The organism is Pseudoalteromonas sp. XMcav1-K (assembly GCF_044005875.1).
GTDB lineage: Bacteria > Pseudomonadota > Gammaproteobacteria > Enterobacterales > Alteromonadaceae > Pseudoalteromonas > Pseudoalteromonas spongiae.
Window position 1 is genome coordinate 288,614 of sequence record NZ_JBIPJE010000050.1, and the last position, 18,207, is coordinate 306,820.

Consider the following 18,207-nt stretch of genomic DNA (forward strand, 5'->3'; position numbering starts at 1 on the left):
GTTATCGATGGTAAGGAGATTGGAGGTATTTTGATACGGATTTTACTGCTTACATTGAGTTTGCTTACGTTTTCAGCGTTTGCGGAGCAAAACAGCTTGCGTTACAACATGTCTGGTTCTAACAACTGGGTGCCTTACTACATGCCCGATAAAGCAACGCCAGGCATTCTTGGTGAGCTTATTCCGCTTATTCTCGTAGAGGCAAAAATCGAAGGCGTGCAGCTTAATTTACCGCCCAAGCGTACCAACCAAGCATTATTAGAAGGCAAACTCGACTTTGATACTGTGTGTGCTGAATGGTTTCCAAACCAAGAAGTTGGCCCTGAATTTGTATTATCAAAGCCCTTGTTTACCGTAAAAGAATATTTTGTTGGGTTAAAAGATGCGGATAAAACTGCGCACTTAAATCACGACAATATCGGCACCGTTCTGGGTTACTATTACTACGATGATAGCTTGTTTAATCGCATTGATTTTAAATCAGAAAGAGAATTGGTGTTAGCACTTAAAAAAGCGCGTGTTTCGCGCATTCTTATTGGCGATTTAACGGCAAGTTATTGGGGTAAACGTTACGATGTTAATCTTGATTTCCAAAAGCTACATACTGAAGGGTTATTGAGATTACGCCTTAATAAACAAAAGCAGCATTTGTTACCCAAACTCAATGCCGCTATTGATGCGCTTACAGAGCGTGGTGTGATAGCGCGTATTGTATCAAAATACACCCGCCTTTATTCGACTAACCTTAACTAGTGACTAGGATACCCAAATAACACGCTGAGCTTTGCTCGCAGGGTGTTAGCTTGCTTTAACTGCTTTCTTAAAACACCTAATTGTTTAAAGTTCGCGCTCAGTGGGTTGTCTTTTGGTAATTCACCAACAATGCCATATTTAATGGTAATTGCCTTATCTTCTGGTGCAAATGTGCCAAATAGTTTATCCCAAACAATTAATACACCAGCGTAATTTTTGTCGATGTACGGCCTATTAGTGGCGTGGTGAATACGATGATGTGTCGGTGTATTAAATACCTTTTCAAACCAGCCTAAATTACCTATCACTTGAGTATGAACAAAAAACTGATATGCCAAATTAATTGCCACAATTGCGAACACTAAACTCGGTGAAAAGCCAATTAAAATCATCGGCAACCAGAATAGCCACATGCCAACAATCGGATATAAAATGCTTTGTCTAAATGCCGTAGTAAAATTCATGTGGGTTGAACTGTGATGTACAACATGAGCCAACCAAAACCAATGAATATTGTGGGATGCACGATGAAACCAGTAGTACAAAAAGTCCTGTAAAATAAAACCAAATAACAAGGACGTGAAGGTGAGTTTAATGTCGAATAAAGCATACTGATGTAGCCATAAAAATATTGGCATTAACAACAGTAATATAACGGCATCTGATGCTTGGTGTAACAGCGCCAGCAAGGTGTTATTAATGCTGTCTTTTATATTGTAGTGTTGTCGCGCTTTTTTAAACTCTAACGCGACACAAATAATAAAAACGGGGCTCAACCCCAGTAAAATAAGTTCAACTGGGATCATAATATGCTCCTAATTTATCAAGGCAATTGCGAATGTCGTTGGCCAAAATGCGGCGCAATAAAACACTAGGTAAATACCAAGGTGAATTACATTGTATGGTGTAAGTTACGGTTGTGTGCTTACCATGTGGTAGCAAGGTAATAACGCCCAAATGATCTTTCACAGGAAAGTTGTTTAATACGCGATAACGGATCTCACGTTCACTGGCATGGATAATTTCTTCTAAAAACGTAATACCCAACAGGCTTATTTGCCTTACGCAGCCTTTTCCACCTATTGGCTCGTTATTATCTTGTGGCTTTACAACCTTGAACGACGCATTGAAAAACTGATTAAGGTTTTCGTGATCAATCAACTTAGTAAAAATTTGATCTGGCGAGGCCAGTATTGTTTTTTGATATTGAACAGAAATCATAAAAAATGACGCTAATGAACACCTGTTAGCAGCATAATTTGACTTTAGCTGTTTATCTTGCGCTAATACGTCATAGTTTTTGTTATTTTACGACAATATTATGGCATCGGTTTCAATTGCGTATTTGCAAAGCGTTTTACACTATTTACATGATTTAGGCATAGAACCACCAGCGTATAACGCAAATATTGCGCTGAGTAATAGCGATAGCGCGCACCAAGTAACAATGGAGCACTATGTTGATTTGCTCAATATCGGCGCGCTTTTAAGTGAGCAAAGCTTATTCGGTTTTGAACTAGGTAAACGGATTCAAGCCAAAGATTATGGTGTACTTGGCTATTTGGTTGAAAGCTGTGAAAATCTAGAACAAGCGATTGAGGCACTTATTCGTTTTGATTCGTTAGTTGCGGATATTGGCGAAACTGAAGTGAGCCATTTAGATCAACAAATTCAGCTAGACTGGCATGTTAAAAGTGACGATTGTAAGCAAATGGTGCTAAGAAACACCACTGCTTGGGTTGCCACTGTACGTAAGATTCTTGGTGAACACTACCAACCTGATGAAATAACATTTACCTTTAATTTAAGCCAAAATGAACGGCTTACACTGAGCAATTGGTTTAATTGTGACGTGACAACAAACGCACTTAAAAACAGTATCGTTTTTTCTAAAGCGTTACTGTCAATCCCCTTTACAAGTGAAAACAAGGCAATGTTTCAGGCCTTAATACAGGTATCTGAAAAAGAGCTACAAGCACGCCAACCCAATGAAAATATAAAAGAGCAGGTAATATTGCTGCTAAAAGCAAAAAGCAGCTTAAAACATTGCGATCAAAATCGGATCGCAGCCGCGTTGTTTATGAGTCCAAGAACCTTGCAGCGCAAACTAAAACAGCAAAATACCTATTTTATTGAATTATTAACAGATGAGCGAAAATCGCGAGTCGATTTTTTACTAACTCAGCACACTATTGCTGAAACCGCCTACGAGCTTGGTTTTCAAGAGCAATCTTCGTTTACGCATGCGTTTAAAAAGTGGTTTTCGACAACACCGCTGCGCTATCAAAAGTTACTGTTAAAAAAATAATTTTCTTTTTTATTCCCAATATTTCATCTTGCTTCGTTATTTAGCTATAGGGTCAGCGTTGCTGGCAATAACAAAAATAACCTGGAATGAGGGAATACTATGGCGAAGGCTATTAGATACACATCGCTTGCTGCTGCGATTGCAGCATGCTTATCAACAGGCGTAAATGCAAACCAACAATCAAGTGAAGAAAAAGCCAATGACTTACTTGATATGGAACGAATTATTGTTACGGGTGGCACAGGACGAGGCTTAACCAAGCTAGAATCGTCGGTCTCAATCACTACACTTAATGCGGATCAACTATCGCGAGAACAAGCCTTAGGTACTGCTGATTTGCTCGAAGTTGTTCCCGGCTTTTGGGTTGAAGATTCTGGCGGTGAAACCAACAATAACGTTGCTCCACGAGGATTACGTGGCGGTGAGGGTTTTCGTTACATTGGTGTACAAGAAGATGGCTTGCCTGTGGTCTACGATGGAGTTTGGGTAGACTTTTACCAACGTCAAGATATCACAATAGAGCATATGGAAGCGGTGCGCGGCGGAACGAGTGGTTTGCTCACAACTAATGGCCCTGCCGCTATGGTTAACTTTATAACGCGCAAACCAGATGATATGGAAGAAGCGACGCTTCGCTTTACAGCTGCTGATTATGGTTTGTATCGCACTGACTTATACTATGGCACGCCAATAGGTGATGATTGGAAAATGGCTGTGGGTGGTTACTATCGCGTATCAGATGGGGTGCGTAATACCGAATTTACCGCCGACCAAGGTGGTCAGCTTCGTGTAACCTTGATGCGTGAGTTTGATAAAGGCAGTTTGACGTTATCAGCGAAACATTTAAATGACCATACCACCTTTTTTGTACCTATCCCCTTGCAAGATCAGCAAAATCCAAAAGGGATCCCCGGTGTAGATCCGAAATTTGGCACGCTAATTGGCAACGACCAACGTCGCTTAGATTATTTACAAAAGGACGGCAGTTATTTAACCCGTGATTTAAAAGATGGACAACACACACAGTTTTCTACCCTAGGCTATAACCTTGATTGGGAACTTAACGATAATTGGTTACTAAACGCCGCAGGACGTTATTCATCATTTGAAAATGATATGTATATTTTGCTTAACTTTGATAATTCTACGTTAGTTGATGCAAATAGCAGACTCGAATATCAAGATGTACAAAACATGCTAACCACATTTGCCGATGACGGCGCTGTAAAAGCGATGTATCGCTTCGTTGGTTCCGAACAACTGTTACAAAACCCAGAAACGCTTAATGGCAATGGTTTAGTTACCACCAGCTATCCACTTTATTCACGCTACGATGCTGAGCAGTTCGTTAATAAATTAAGTGTTACCTATGAGGGAGAGCAACATAGTTTAACCATGGGTTGGTTATTTGCTTATGTTGACGCTGATTCATTACCAGTTGATAAATGGGAATCGCAGTTTTTAACTGAAGTGCGTGACAATGCACGACGCCTTGATATTGTGGCGGTTGACAATAACAACAATGTAGTTGGGCAATTGACTGACCGTGGCTCAACGGGCTATGCACCTGGTTGGGGTCAAGCTACTGCGTTTGGTACCACTACGTCACATTCATTTTTCATTAACGAAGAGTTTCAAGTCACCGACGATTTACGACTTGATGGCGGCTTACGTTACGAAATTTTAAGTCTAGATAGCACGGCATCAGGCACGTTATTCGCCCAACCTGTGAATGGGGCATTTGATGAAAACGGCAATGATATCGACAATAATCTTGCTAACAACTACGTTGATATGCCATCGCATAAATTTTACAACAAGCAAAGTGATGAGTCGGAACTCGCATGGACGCTTGGTTTTAATTATACCTTAAATGACACGACTGCGTTTTTTGCACGCTATGCCGATGCTTTTGAAATGCCTCGACTATTGAGTCATGGCCAGACTATTCATAGCGGCGAAAATGCGACATTTAACGAGACGGTCAATTTAACCTTTAGTGAATTCGGCGCACGCTTCAGTGGTGATACTTTCAGTACATCAGCAACGTTATTCCAAACGAAATTTAAAGATCTCACAGAGCGCAACTTCACAGGTGATGATGGCGCTGTTGCAAATCAAACTATCGATACAGTTACCACAGGCATTGAGTTTGAAGCGGTGTGGCAACCAATTAGTGACCTGCGCTTTGACTTAACCGGCGTGGCGCAAAACCCTGAAATGGAAGGGTTTGATCAAAATTACAGTCATTGGGAAGGTAATCAGGTAAAGCGTACACCCAAAGTGCAACTGCGTTTAACACCGACTTATTACTTTGACAATGGTGATGTGTACCTAACCGCACATTATCTTGGCGACCGCTTTTCTGATGGTGAAAACAAGTTTGAATTACCTGCGTATATGACAGTTGATGCGGGTATTAACTACCATTTTACCGACCATTTAAAGCTGCACGTTAAAGCCACAAATCTGACCAATGAAATTGGTTTAACAGAGGGTAACCCTCGCGCGATTAATGATCAGCAAGCGGGATTTGAATACTACTACGCCCGCCCTATTTTAGGACGTACTGCATCGGCATCGATCACACTCGATTTTTAGTTAGCTAACCGTAGGGGTTGATGTTCTGCCGCCCCTATACTTCCCCCAAATGGCCTTTGCGGTGAATCGCTTAGGCTATTTTTTCTTTGGATATGTTATGAAAATAGTATTACGCCTTTTATTTTTAGCATTTTTGGGTTGTGGCCAAGTGCTTGCCAATCCCGTTATCGTGCCAAAACCTAATCACCTTGTTTGGCAAAATGACCAGTTTACACTCAATAAAAATACCACTTTGGTTTATCTTGATGATGCAAGCCAAGCCAGTGCTGAAGCATTACACTTTTGGCTAAATAAAACGTCAGGGTTTCCGGCGACAGCCGCGTCGCGAAAAAATGACATGCAGTCGGGCATTGTGCTGCAAATCGATAGCACAAACTTTAGTCAAGATGAATCATATCGCATCGAAGTATCGCGCCAACAGGCAAGACTGATTGGTGCCAGTAAAGCCGGACTTTTTTATGCGGTTGAAACATTTAAACAGTTATTTGATCATAGCTTTTTTGCCAATGCACCGGTAAACCAATCACAGTGGGTAATTCCTACTGTGCAAATTAGCGATCAACCGCGCTTCACTTATCGCGGCATGCATTTAGATGTGAGCCGGCACTTTTTTGATATTGAATTTATAAAGAACTACATCGATTGGCTTGCTGCACATAAATTTAATGTGTTTCAGTGGCATTTAACCGACGATCAAGGTTGGCGCATTGAAATAAAAAAATACCCTAAATTAACCAGTGTTGGTGCTAGGCGTTCGCAAACAGTGGTTGGTCATACATACGATTATCAACCTTTATTTGATGGTAAAACGGTATCTGGTTTTTATAGCCAAGCGCAAATTAAAGAGGTAATTGAATACGCCAAAGCACGTCATATTGAGGTGATCCCTGAAATTGATATTCCAGGACATAGCACAGCCTTGCTTGCGGCCTATCCTGAATTTGGCTGCAAAAATCAAACTCTAGCAGTGGAAGATAAATTCGGTATTTTCGGGCCGGTATTATGTCCTACCGAACAAACGTTTGCGTTTTTGAAAAATGTATACAGTGAAGTGGCAGCGCTATTTCCCTCTCAGTACATTCACATTGGTGGCGATGAAGTGATAAAAACGCAGTGGTTAGAAAGTGCCTTTGTGAAACAATTAATGACTGAACACGGACTGTCATCAGGTGAGCAAGTACAAAGCTACTTTATTAAGCGTGTTAGCCAAATTATTAAACAGTTAGATAAGAAAATGATTGGCTGGGATGAGATTTTAGAGGGCGGCTTAGCGCAAGACGCGCTTGTGACAAGTTGGCGCGGCGAAGAAGGAGGAATAAAAGCTGCAAAACTTGGTCACAATGTCATTATGAGCCCATATCAGTATATTTATTTCGACGCGTATCAGTCCGAATCAAGTGAGGAACCAAAAGCGATTCATGGGCTAACTAGGTTAAAGCAGGTGTATCATTATGAGCCTATTCCTAAACAGCTAACAAAAGGCCAACAATCACTTGTATTAGGTGCTCAAGGCGCACTGTGGACTGAGTATATCAAAACTCCACGCCACGCCGAATATATGCTGTTTCCAAGGCTTGCCGCACTTAGTGAAGTACTGTGGAGTAAGCAAAAAGATTGGCAAGCGTTTAGCAGTGCACTGCCTCAGTTAATATCGCGTTACCGCCACCAAGGTATTAATGTTTCAACGTCACACTATAATCCGCATATTGACCTTTCGTTTAATGCCACACCGCGAGTAACACTTAACGCAGATGGGTATGATGGCGCGTTACGTTACACGCTAGACAATAAATTTATTGATTTTAATTCAGCAGAATATCAAAAATCGCTATCGGTATTCGCAACCAATAAAATTTACACAGTTAGCGCGAAACAACAATTGAATTCGCTCGGCGAGTTTTCAAAGCGAAGTCATTTGACCTTTGCGCAACATAAAGCATTAAACAAAAAAATTAGCTTTGTCGATGCGCCTGCAAAGGGCGGAGCAAAGACGATTCTTGATGGACGTTTTGCATATGATCAGTTTTACGATGTAAATAAATTTGCGGTGTTTTATGGTAACAACATGGATGCCACTATTGATTTTATTGAACCAACAGCGTTTTCAAAAATTGTAATGGGGGTTGACACCGGACGACATCGTCAGCTCCATCCACCGTTGTCGGTATCAGTCAGTGTTAGTAACAATGCAAGTGATTGGCAAGAGGTGATAACACTATCACAAGAGCAAATAACAGGGCCATTGCTCACCCTTAGTTTTGAGCCGCAAAAGGCCAAATACCTACGTGTAACGGTCATCAATGCCGATAACTCACAAGATCCGCAAATACCTAAGTTACCTCTGTATATTGACGAAATTGCGGTTTTTTAATGAAGGAAGCGCTAACAGTAAAGCTTGCTATAAGGCTATTGGCTTATTGTTGACTAGCAAAAAAAATTGCAGCATTGGATTCCCAAATAGTAACGCTAATTCGTTTACTAATTGAAAGGGAGTTTTTTGGGGATCCGATTTGCGCGCCAGTAACGTTAAAAATATAACCGATGTCACTCAACATGGTGAGATGAAAAAGCTTTATGCTGAACATCACAGTAAATTGCTGATCCATATTATGAAAAAGGGCATGACAAAGGCTGAAGCTGAAGATATTGCACACGAGGCCTTTGTCAAATTACTCGGTTTAGATAACCCAAATATTGCCAGTTATATCAATGCGTATTTGTATCGCATTGCGACCAATTTAACCATAGACAAATTGCGTCGCCGAGCGCGCAGTCCTGAGGTAAGCGGTGATGCTTCATTTGATATCGCACACTATGCCTCGCACTTAAAACCTGAAGATAACACCCAACACACTCAATTACTTACCAAGATGGCTGCGCTGGTGGAATCTCTGCCATACAAGTGCCGCCGTAGTTTTTATCTATACAAGATAAAAGGAAAAGAATATGAAGAAATTGCTCAAGAACTGGATATATCAAGCAGTATGGTACGTAAACATGTACTAAAAGCCGTGCGCTTTTGTTTCGCTAACTTAAAAGATGAGTTGTAGTAAGGAATTGAAATGCAAGATGCGAACGTAAGTAACGAATTAATAGAAGCGCAAGCCGCTGAATGGTTAGTTGCGCTGGACGAAACAACAGATATTGATGATTTAGAGGCATTAAACACAGCGCTGTCAGATTGGCTTGCAACAAGTGAAGAGCATCGCGTAACGTTTGAAAAAATGTCTTCAATGTGGCTATTAGCAGACGAGATCCCCATGCCTAGTGAATTAGAGCATACGCAACCAGTAAGCAATGTTAAAAGGCAAAGTAAATGGCGCTATTTTGCATGGGCTGCGAGTTTTGTATGTATCGCGCTTATTTCGTCGCGTTTTTGGCAAAATGAAGTCGCTCCCACAAACAGTACCTTGGCTGCTGAAAAACCAGCTGAGGTAACACGTTTTAAAACGCTGTTTAACCAGCCACGCACCATAACGCTTAATGACAGTAGTGTAATTGATCTCGCGCCAAGCTCTGAACTCTTAGTGCAATATCAGGTTGATAAACGGGTGATCCATTTAATTAAAGGTGAAGCCGTTTTTAACGTCGCAAGCGATAAAAATAGGCCATTTACAGTAACGGATGGTAATCGCGAAGCAACTGCTGTGGGTACGGTTTTTAATGTTAAATTAGGTCTTAGAGAGTTAGTTGTGAGCGTGCTGGAGGGTAAAGTTCGTGTTAATAATCAATCGCATAATGCTCTTTTAAACGCAGGGCAATATGCCGCAATTGAGGCAACGAACAACAATGCGCTTAGTGTTAAACAACAGCCGCTAAAAATGCACACAGCAGATTGGCAAAATCAACAAGCACAGTTTATTGATGCACGCTTAGCCGACATCATTTTTGATTTAACCCGATATTCGCCACTGACAATTTACTTGGCTAACGACTCCATTTCAGATCTTCGCTTCACCGGCACAGTGCATTTCGACAAAGTAGAGCAGTGGTTGCAAAGTGTTGCATTGCTTTACGATTTAGAAGTACAGAAAAATGGCGATGTGCGAGTGCTGAATATGAAGCAATAACCTAAATTGTATGGGGCGAATACAGATTAAACATCAGCTTGGAATTTTATTAGTTATTGGTCAGCTACTAATAGGTGTCTGGCTGTGCCCTGTTTATGGATCTGAAAATGCCTCGTTTAAACTTAGTCAAGCATTGATCCGAATAGCAAATCGTGCCGATTACCAACTCACCATGATGCCTCTAGTTGATGAACCCAATGTTGTTTTACCTGCCCACCAATTACCGCTTCGCCAGCAACTCGAAAAGTTACTTAAAAATACGCAGTATAGCTTTGCAATTTATCCAGAACTACAAAGTTTAGTGGTGTTTAAACGAAATGCTGACGTGGAAAATGACAAAACATGGGAGCGGGTAACGATTACCGGCCACGGTGCGAATCATCGGTCAATTTTAAATTCTTCGGTTTCAATTTCACATTTATCACAACAGCAATTAAACCAACATGTACCCTACAGCACTGCCGAATTATTTAATCTTGCCAGTGGCTTTTGGGTTGAGGACTCGGGCGGTGAAACGAATAATAATGTTGCGCCTCGTGGGCTGAGGGGCGGTGAGGGATACCGTTTTATATCATTAATGGAAGACGGGCTTCCGGTGGTTTACGATGGTATTTGGCCTGATTTCTTTTTGCGCCAAGACCTAACGACAGAGTCGGTGCAAATTGTAAAAGGGGGTTCTAGCGGTATTTTTACCACCAATGGCCCTGCCGCGATGGTGAATTTTAATACGCGAAAAGGCGGTGATACAGCACTATTTGAAGCGAAATGGACCCAAGGGTTAGATTACGGTTATCAGCGCATTGACCTATTTGCATCTGGGCCACTTACAAAAAACATGTACTATAGTACCGGCGGCTTTTATCGCACGAGTAATGGACTGCGTGCGCCGGGATATACCACAGATCACGGTGGCCAAGTTAAGACACGAGTTGATTATCTATCCGCTGAATTTGACTTAGCTGTTGAACTGAAACATTTGCGAGATACCACCGGATTTTATGCACCGATCCCGATGCAAAACCCAAGTAATCCAACTGGCATTTCACCTATTGATGCGGGCCGAAGCACTTTATTAAGCAATGAGCTGCGTTTTTTATCATATCCGAGTGAAAACGGCTTTAAAACGCGTGATCTGGCCGATAGCCAAGAAACCTCGCTTAATTCCCTCAAGCTATTTTTTGCTAAGCAGCTTAATCCACATATTTTTATCGACAACAAGCTGAGCATTAGCCACTTAAAGAATGATTTTTATACCTTGGTCAATCAGGGTAATGAAACCCTGATGTCGGTGCAAACACTGTTGGCACGAGAGGATATTACGGCGTTTATGGCGCAATACCCGACAGCGCGACCCGCGCTCACGTATGCAAATAGTGACGAGCCTGTTTCCCTAACGCAATCGCTAAATGGTAATGGATTAATGACCTTTGCCTATCCACTCGCGGCGAATTATTCGCAAACTCAATGGATTAACCATTTTTCTGCGCAGTGGTTAAGTGAACGTTGGCAATTGCAATTAGGTCAATTGATAGCATTTTCTGATTATCAAAGTTTGCCCTACGATCGCTGGCTTGGCGAAATTTTAATTGACGTAAAACATCGGCCGCAGCGCTATGACGTGGTTGCACTTGATAGTCATAATCGTGTTGTTGATAGACTTAGTCACAATGGCTTTTTGAATTTTTCAGGACCCGCATACATTCGTGGTGATGGCAGCCTTAAATCGTACTCTCATTATGTTAATTTCGATTATGATATTAGTGATACTTTGCAGCTTGATATTGCCACACGTTACGAGCACTTAACCCTAAATGGCAGCGTATTTAGCGATGTTGAAACCATAGAGCCGGTTACCAATCTTAAACACAAAACCGCCAGTGAGTTTGCTTTTTCACGCAGCCAAACAGAAAAAGAGTGGGCCTATAGCGCAGGTTTAAATTGGCAGTTTAAGCATAATAATGCGCTGTTTTTACGTTATGCCAGTGCGTTTGAGATGCCGCGTTTGCTTAACCTTGGTAATCGCATTGGCTACGGTGACTACTATGACGATGTCCCTAGTGACGTGGATTTTGCAGAGCCCGTTGATTTAACGTTTTTTGAAATCGGTTGGCGCGGTGCTACAGATGTAGCCAGTATCTCTGCTAGTTTATTTGAAACGCGTTTTGATCCGCTTCCCTTTACCGTTTATCAAGGATTGAATGACCAGCACAAAGCAATTTTTATTGATACGAAAACTCAAGGGTTAGAACTCGAGTTTTTATATGAAGTGAATGACTATTTTTCTGTTGCTGGTGTAGGTGTTTGGCAACATGGTGAGTTTGCTGGTATTCCGCAAAGTTATAGTGAATCCCAATACAATGGCAACCAAATAACGCGCACACCCAAAGCACAATTTCGAATTATGCCAACTTTCACATATAAAGCATTTGAAAGCACTGTTACCCTAGCTTATATAGGTAAGCGTTATTCAGATATAGCCAATCATTTTTCATTGCCAGCGTATACGCGACTCGATGTTAACCTTGCATTTGCGCTTAGTAACCAGATTAAATTGAATTTTAGCATTGAAAATGCCCTTAATTCGAAAGGCCTCACTGAAGGAAATCCTCGCGGTAGTTTCAGCCAAACGGATGAGTACTACTATGCGAGGCCTATTTTTGGTCGGCATTTGAATATGTCGCTGCATCTGACTTTTTAGCAGCTAAGTCAGTTTTATAAAAAAGTTTAAAAAAAGGCTTTACCTCAACCCAACTTGAGCTTTTAAAGTACCTTCACAATTTTGGCAAAAGGACTTTAAACTGATGAAAAAGTTAGTGTTATTTTCAAGTGCAAATAAACAAGGCAATACAGCAAAACTAATTGAGCACGTTGCGAAACACCACCAATTGGATGTGATCGATATCGACTCGTTACAGATTTCGCCATACAACTATCAAAATGAATACCCTGAAGACGATTTTTATGCCTTGGTTGAGCGAATTCTAGCGGCCGATAAATTAATTTTTGCATCGCCTGTGTATTGGCATGCACCTACCGCCCCAATTAAACAATTGATCGATCGGATCACAGAGCTAACAGACGTACAATCACTCAAACCAAAAGCCCGTGCGTTTGCTAATAAAAAGGCCTTTGTTTTGGCCACATCGGCAAGTGATGAGCTATGCCCTATTTTTGATGGCTTTTTCGCAAAAGTGTTTAATTATTTTGATATTCAGTACACAGCGAAACTACATGCTAGTTGTCGTGACGGTTTTTCGCTAGATAACACCGTGTTAGCGCAATTTAACGTGGCACTAAATAAGTAGGAGTACATTGATGGAACAATACGTACAAGATTATTTAAATCAGCTCAATGTGGCACCACAACTGCAAGGACTAGCGCTTATTTCGGCGCTTTATAAAGCGCATATAGCGACATTCCCTTTTAATAGCGCCAATGTCATTTTAAAAGAAAACTTATCACTTGAACCTGAGGCATTGTTTGACCGTGTAGTAACAAATCGACGAGGCGGATATTGTTTTGAACACAACAAGGTATTTTACCTCGCCTTAAAAGCGCTTGGTTTTACGGTTAGGCCACTTATAACACGGGTTTTACTTGATGGTAATGAGCAAAATGGCCGCTCGCACCGTGTTACTTTATTAGAGTATCAAGGGAAACAATACATTGTAGATGTGGGCTTTGGCGTGCTTAACCCGCGCTTTATTGTGCCATTAAAAACTACAACGATTGATGCGCCAAATGGTCGGTATAGCCTTGAACAAACTGGCGATCAAGCGTATCGCTTGGCGTTAGCGCCTAATAATGACCAACCGATCACACTTTATCGTTTTGATTTAAGTGAATTCACCGAGATGGATTGCAATATTGGCCATTTTTATAGCTCGCAGCACGAAAATGCGGCATTTGTGAATAATCTAGTGGTATCACGAATAATGGATAACGAGCGCATTTTAATAAGGAATAACCAAGTTACCTTTTTTGACGATGCACATAACCAGCAAGAGGTATTTACCATTACCTCGGCGAAACAATTACATTCGCTACTGACAGAGCAGTGTTTAGTGGAGCTAACATTTGCACAAACGCAAACCTTGTTTGAGTTTATTAATCGAGAAAGGTGATAAGACATTTAGCAAACAAAAGCGGCCTTTTAGCCGCTTTTGTTGTTTTAGGTTAACTGGTTGGCGCTTTGTCGTTAAACTAAATAATCTGAGCTAAAGCCGCAAAAGTGAAAAGTGATGAAACAGAATATTGTAAATATTGCACTGGTCGTAAAAGACTATGATGAAGCAATTGATTTTTATGTAAATAAGCTTAAGTTTGAATTGATAGAAGACACTTATCAGGCAGAACAAGATAAACGCTGGGTTGTAGTGGCACCACCAAACTCTACCGGTACGGCACTGTTATTAGCAAAGGCATCAAAACCTGAGCAGCACGCGTTTATTGGTAATCAAGCGGGTGGGCGCGTTTTTCTATTTTTGAATACCGATGATTTTTGGCGCGATTATGAGCATATGAAATCGGTTGGGGTGTCGTTTATTCGTGAGCCACAACAGCAGCCTTATGGTACCGTAGCCGTATTTGAGGACTTGTACGGAAATCGTTGGGATTTACTACAATTAAACGCTGATCACCCAATGGCAAATAGAGAACGCTGATTGTAAGTCTAAAGAGAGCGGCTAGGAGAAACGCGTATGCAGCATCAAGGTTCATGTTTATGTGGCGCAGCTAAGTATGCGGTAACCGGTAGTTTTAATGCATTTTATTTGTGTCACTGTGCGCGCTGTAAAAAGGGAACCGGTACCGCTCATGGTGCCAATTTATTTGCATTTAATGCGCAGATAGACTGGCTGCAAGGGCTGGAAAAGGTAAAACGTTATCAACATTTAAACACTCGGCATGTGAAAAGTTTTTGCACCGATTGCGGTTCGCCATTGCCAACGCACGATCACGATTTAAATTGTGTTGTGGTCCCTGCTGGCAGTTTAGATACAGATGTGTCCATGTCTCCGAGTGCGCAAATTTTTGTTAAAAGCCGCGCGCCTTGGTTTAATGATATTGCGCACACACCTTGTTTTAACGGCTTGCCTAAATAATATTAGGTAACTTGAACTTGCCGTTATAAACGACTTTTAGCGACAGAATTAGTTAATGTGTTTGCAAAGGTTTTGCGATTGCCGTTTTAATTAATTGCATCAGCTGCTTTGCTTTATAACTAGTCTAAAGGTTAAGTATCTGATCTAAATAGTATATATTTTCGTAGTAATAAGCTTAATTAAAACGGAATTTCTAAGGATTTATGACACATTTTTCAAAATGGGTAGCGCGTTTTCATAATCGCATCGGCAGCAATTCGTCTAAGTGTAACGAACTTGACGATAACGCCTGTCAGGCGCAAAGCGGTAATTACCTGTTGTTTGTTGTGTCGCTGGTATTAAGCAAAATCGCCGATTCACTCGCCAGTGCTAAAGTGGTGTTGCCTTGGTTAATGGCAACCACAGGTGCGCCAATCTTTCTAACCTCACTGCTTGTGCCAATACGTGAATCGGGCGCGATGTTGCCACAAATTGTATTGGGTGCGCATATTCGCCGCCAAGCAACGCGTAAGCAATATCTTGTTTATGGCGCGGTATTACAGGCTATTGCGGTACTTGCTTTGCTGTTTGCGGCAATAAGTTTGAGTGGCACTGTGGCTGGTATCGCTATTGTTGTTTTAACCATTCTATTTAGTTTGGCACGCGCTATTTCCTCTATCGCAAATAAAGATGTGATGGGTAAAACCATTGATAAAAGTAAACGTGGCAAATTAAGTGGTACCGCCGCCAGCATTGCGGGTGCAATTACAATTGTGTTTGGTGGTGCGTTATATCTGCGCTCAAGCGAACAAGATGGGTCGATTATTTTACTTGCGCTGGCCGCTATATGTTTTTTATTAAGTGCATTTAGTTGTGCGCTTATTAAAGAATATGATGGTGATAAGAGCGACGACAAAAGTGCGCTCGATGTTGCAAAAAATAACTTAAAACTACTTAAGCAAGATATTGATTTTGCTCATTTTGTGTGGGTACGAAGCCTGATGATAAGCTCTGGTTTAGCGGCTCCTTACTTGGTTTTAATGGCAGAGCAGCAAGCCAGTTCTTCTTATGTTTCGCTAGCCAGTTTAATTGTACTTGGTGGTATAGCAAGCCTTATTAGTGGTCGAATCTGGGGTAAATTGGCAGATAAAAACAGTAAAGGGCTGATGGCATTTACGGCAAGTTTAAATACGATTATTTGTTTACTTAGTGCACTGTTTATTTGGTTTGAAGTTGACAGTATTTACCCTTACCTTGCATTGTTTCTTGTACTACTTGTAGTGCATGAAGGTGTGCGCCAAGCACGAAAAACATATTTAGTCGATATGGCCGGTGGTAATAAACGAACTGACTATGTATCGGTCAGTAATAGTTTAATTGGCGTGGTGCTGTTACTAATTGGCCTATTAAGCGGGGCATTAGCGCAGTTTTCAATTTTTGCGGTGATGTTAGCGTTTGCGCTTTTTAGTGGCATTGCATTTGCGCTGAGCTTTAACTTGAAAAATGTATCTAAAAAAGACTAATTATGTGTGATTTAAAGGTACGTTATTCCTTGGATTTAAGTTTGTATTGGCGTAATAGTGAAGCTAGTTTTACTTTTCACAAAGATTCAACAGGCCTATTTACCTTTGCTCTAAGTTGATAAATAGACCTAGCTGTTTTATTCCGGTTTTTTGCCCTCGGCTTGGTGTAAACGCGATAGAATATGCGTGGTTACTTATTTTTAATGATCAACGGCTTCAATATTCCAAGGCCCTTTTGCATCGGCCACGATGATATTGTTGGGTAATAATGTAAGTGAGAAAGTTCCGTGTTCAATTGCCATTTTATTGGAGTTGGCTAAGTTTCATTCTTTGAGTGTAATTCAAATTAACGTGAAATCTAGTTATTGACTGGGCACCAATAAAAGCGCAAATAAAAAGCGCCAATTTGGCGCTTAATAAGGTTGTCACTTTTCCAATCTCAATATGCGAAATGTGACGAGGCTATTTTATCTATCAAGTTTAAATCGTTAACGAACCTTTAAGCAAAAGGCCTGGCTAGTTAATTTTTGCAGCCAAAATATTAAGTTGCCATTGCTGTGCGTTTTGATTTTTCGCAACCGAGAGGGCCTTTTTGTAATATTGCTGCGCATTTTTACTATCGCCGAGTTGTTCGTAAACGCCAGCAATTGCTTTTAAATGGTTAATCGATTCACCATGCTGACTTTCACTTTCTTTTAGAATAGTTAACGCTGCCTTTGGCGAATCAAAATGACCGGCGTAACTTGCTTGCTTCGCCACTAAAACTTGGCTTGATTGTGGCAAAATATTAATTGCTGATGCGATAAACTCGGGCACCTTATCAACTAATTGATTGCGGTAGTGATAGCGTATTAAACTTTGCGCGACACTATTGGGCATTGCTTGTTTTAGCTGCCACGAGTCTTGTAAAGCAGCATAATGCTCGATGATTGACTGCGGCGCTTTTGTTGCAAGTTCACGCTCATTGATGTGCCAACCTTTGAAAATCGTTTTTAAACTATTTCGTAACGCAATTAAACCGACTGAGTTATGGTTTTCATCTGGGTAATGGGTAAATTGCCACGTTAGATTAGCGCTAGGGTTTAAGTCCAAATAATTAATAAAATCATATTGCCCCATGCGGGTTTCATCGCCAAGGGCTAAATGAAGCGAAATCGGCGTATCGATTTGTTGCTTTAATTGGTCGTTGGCTTTTTTAACGATGGCGTTATCGCCAACCCAAACAGACGGGCTAATCGCAATATAATGATTAAAACTATTGTGCTTTTCAATTAACGTATTGAGCACAAACAGCCCGCCAATCGACTGACCCACCAAAATATGATTATTTGCAGTGCGGTAGTGTTTACTAATATAAGGTTTTACTTCTTCGGCTAAATAGGTGGCAAATTTTGTCGCATTGTCGGGCGTTTTTTGCTCGTTAAAGCTAGGTGTCATATAGCTACGGTATGACTGAGTGCCTTTATCAGCAATTGCCACCAAAATCACATTTGGAATCAGTTCGCCTTTATTGGCGAGCATATCTAACATGCCAGATACCGCGTTAAAATTGTAGTCGCCATCAAGCAAGTAAATTACGGGGTAAGTAGCATTGGGGTTTGCCGCGTAGCTTTCAGGCAGTAATACTTGAATTGTTCTGTCTTCATTTAGCGTGCTAGACGCGGTAGTGATACGTTGAGCTTGTGCCTCAATGGTCGCCGCGAAAAATACGACACATATAAAAAATAGCTGAAAAAAGCGCTTCATCTGGGTTCCTGTTTTATGTTGTTTCTATCCGTATGCTTTGGGCCTGCTTAATTTGAAAAATTAACAGACCCTAGGATCATTACCTAAATTACTTTAAAGTGAAAATAATTAAGATAAAACACAG

At 41.0% G+C, this 18,207-nt stretch carries 15 protein-coding genes; 12 read left to right on the top strand and 3 right to left on the bottom strand.

The window, feature by feature from the left end; translation table 11 throughout:
- The first annotated feature begins 30 nt into the window (after positions 1–30).
- Positions 31–753, top strand: coding sequence for an ABC transporter substrate-binding protein (locus ACHSBP_RS18105; protein ID WP_138629249.1), 723 nt, complete (start codon positions 31–33; stop codon positions 751–753).
- Here ACHSBP_RS18105 and ACHSBP_RS18110 read toward each other — a convergent pair.
- Positions 750–1,559 (bottom strand): sterol desaturase family protein, encoded by an 810-nt coding sequence (locus tag ACHSBP_RS18110; protein WP_395389946.1) that lies wholly within the window; start codon positions 1,557–1,559, stop codon positions 750–752. The genes ACHSBP_RS18105 and ACHSBP_RS18110 overlap by 4 nt on opposite strands.
- The gene (locus tag ACHSBP_RS18115) at positions 1,546–1,974 is read right to left on the bottom strand and encodes an SRPBCC family protein (protein WP_395389949.1); all 429 of its coding nucleotides are present in this window, start codon (positions 1,972–1,974) and stop codon (positions 1,546–1,548) included. Before ACHSBP_RS18115 ends, ACHSBP_RS18110 begins: the two co-directional genes overlap by 14 nt.
- A 100-nt stretch (positions 1,975–2,074) precedes the next feature.
- On the opposite strand from ACHSBP_RS18115, the gene ACHSBP_RS18120 reads away from it, so the two are divergent.
- The 11 genes from ACHSBP_RS18120 to ACHSBP_RS18170 all read left to right on the top strand — a co-directional run bounded on the left by ACHSBP_RS18120 (position 2,075) and on the right by ACHSBP_RS18170 (position 16,337).
- Positions 2,075–3,061 (top strand): AraC family transcriptional regulator ligand-binding domain-containing protein, encoded by a 987-nt coding sequence (locus ACHSBP_RS18120; protein WP_395389952.1) that lies wholly within the window; start codon positions 2,075–2,077, stop codon positions 3,059–3,061.
- Between the two features lie 99 nt (positions 3,062–3,160).
- Positions 3,161–5,662 carry a TonB-dependent receptor gene (locus ACHSBP_RS18125; RefSeq protein ID WP_395389954.1) on the top strand — a complete coding sequence of 834 codons (2,502 nt, stop codon included), beginning with the start codon at positions 3,161–3,163 and terminating at the stop codon, positions 5,660–5,662.
- A gap of 97 nt (positions 5,663–5,759) precedes the next feature.
- Positions 5,760–8,033 (top strand): beta-N-acetylhexosaminidase, encoded by a 2,274-nt coding sequence (locus tag ACHSBP_RS18130; protein WP_395389956.1) that lies wholly within the window; start codon positions 5,760–5,762, stop codon positions 8,031–8,033.
- A gap of 139 nt (positions 8,034–8,172) precedes the next feature.
- Positions 8,173–8,712: an RNA polymerase sigma factor gene (locus ACHSBP_RS18135; protein WP_336436363.1), complete on the top strand. Its 540-nt coding sequence runs from the start codon at positions 8,173–8,175 to the stop codon at positions 8,710–8,712.
- Positions 8,713–8,724: 12 nt separating this feature from the next.
- Positions 8,725–9,732 carry a FecR family protein gene (locus tag ACHSBP_RS18140; protein ID WP_395389959.1) on the top strand — a complete coding sequence of 336 codons (1,008 nt, stop codon included), beginning with the start codon at positions 8,725–8,727 and terminating at the stop codon, positions 9,730–9,732.
- Positions 9,733–9,742: 10 nt separating this feature from the next.
- Positions 9,743–12,430, top strand: coding sequence for a TonB-dependent receptor (locus ACHSBP_RS18145; protein WP_395389962.1), 2,688 nt, complete (start codon positions 9,743–9,745; stop codon positions 12,428–12,430).
- A gap of 103 nt (positions 12,431–12,533) precedes the next feature.
- Positions 12,534–13,037, top strand: coding sequence for a flavodoxin family protein (locus tag ACHSBP_RS18150; RefSeq protein ID WP_395389964.1), 504 nt, complete (start codon positions 12,534–12,536; stop codon positions 13,035–13,037).
- Between the two features lie 10 nt (positions 13,038–13,047).
- Positions 13,048–13,857, top strand: a complete 810-nt coding sequence (locus ACHSBP_RS18155) for an arylamine N-acetyltransferase (protein WP_395389967.1) — start codon at positions 13,048–13,050, stop codon at positions 13,855–13,857.
- Between the two features lie 117 nt (positions 13,858–13,974).
- Complete coding sequence (locus ACHSBP_RS18160; RefSeq protein WP_010558456.1) at positions 13,975–14,397, top strand: VOC family protein; 423 nt, start codon at positions 13,975–13,977, stop codon at positions 14,395–14,397.
- Positions 14,398–14,433: 36 nt separating this feature from the next.
- Positions 14,434–14,835, top strand: a complete 402-nt coding sequence (locus tag ACHSBP_RS18165) for a GFA family protein (RefSeq protein WP_395389970.1) — start codon at positions 14,434–14,436, stop codon at positions 14,833–14,835.
- Between the two features lie 203 nt (positions 14,836–15,038).
- A complete protein-coding gene (locus ACHSBP_RS18170; protein WP_395389973.1) occupies positions 15,039–16,337 on the top strand; it encodes an MFS transporter in 1,299 nt (432 codons plus the stop codon).
- A gap of 516 nt (positions 16,338–16,853) precedes the next feature.
- Here the strand turns inward: ACHSBP_RS18170 and ACHSBP_RS18175 are convergent.
- On the bottom strand, positions 16,854–18,083 hold the full coding sequence (locus tag ACHSBP_RS18175) for an alpha/beta hydrolase-fold protein (protein WP_395389976.1): 1,230 nt from the start codon (positions 18,081–18,083) through the stop codon (positions 16,854–16,856).
- Between the last annotated feature and the right edge of the window lie 124 nt (positions 18,084–18,207).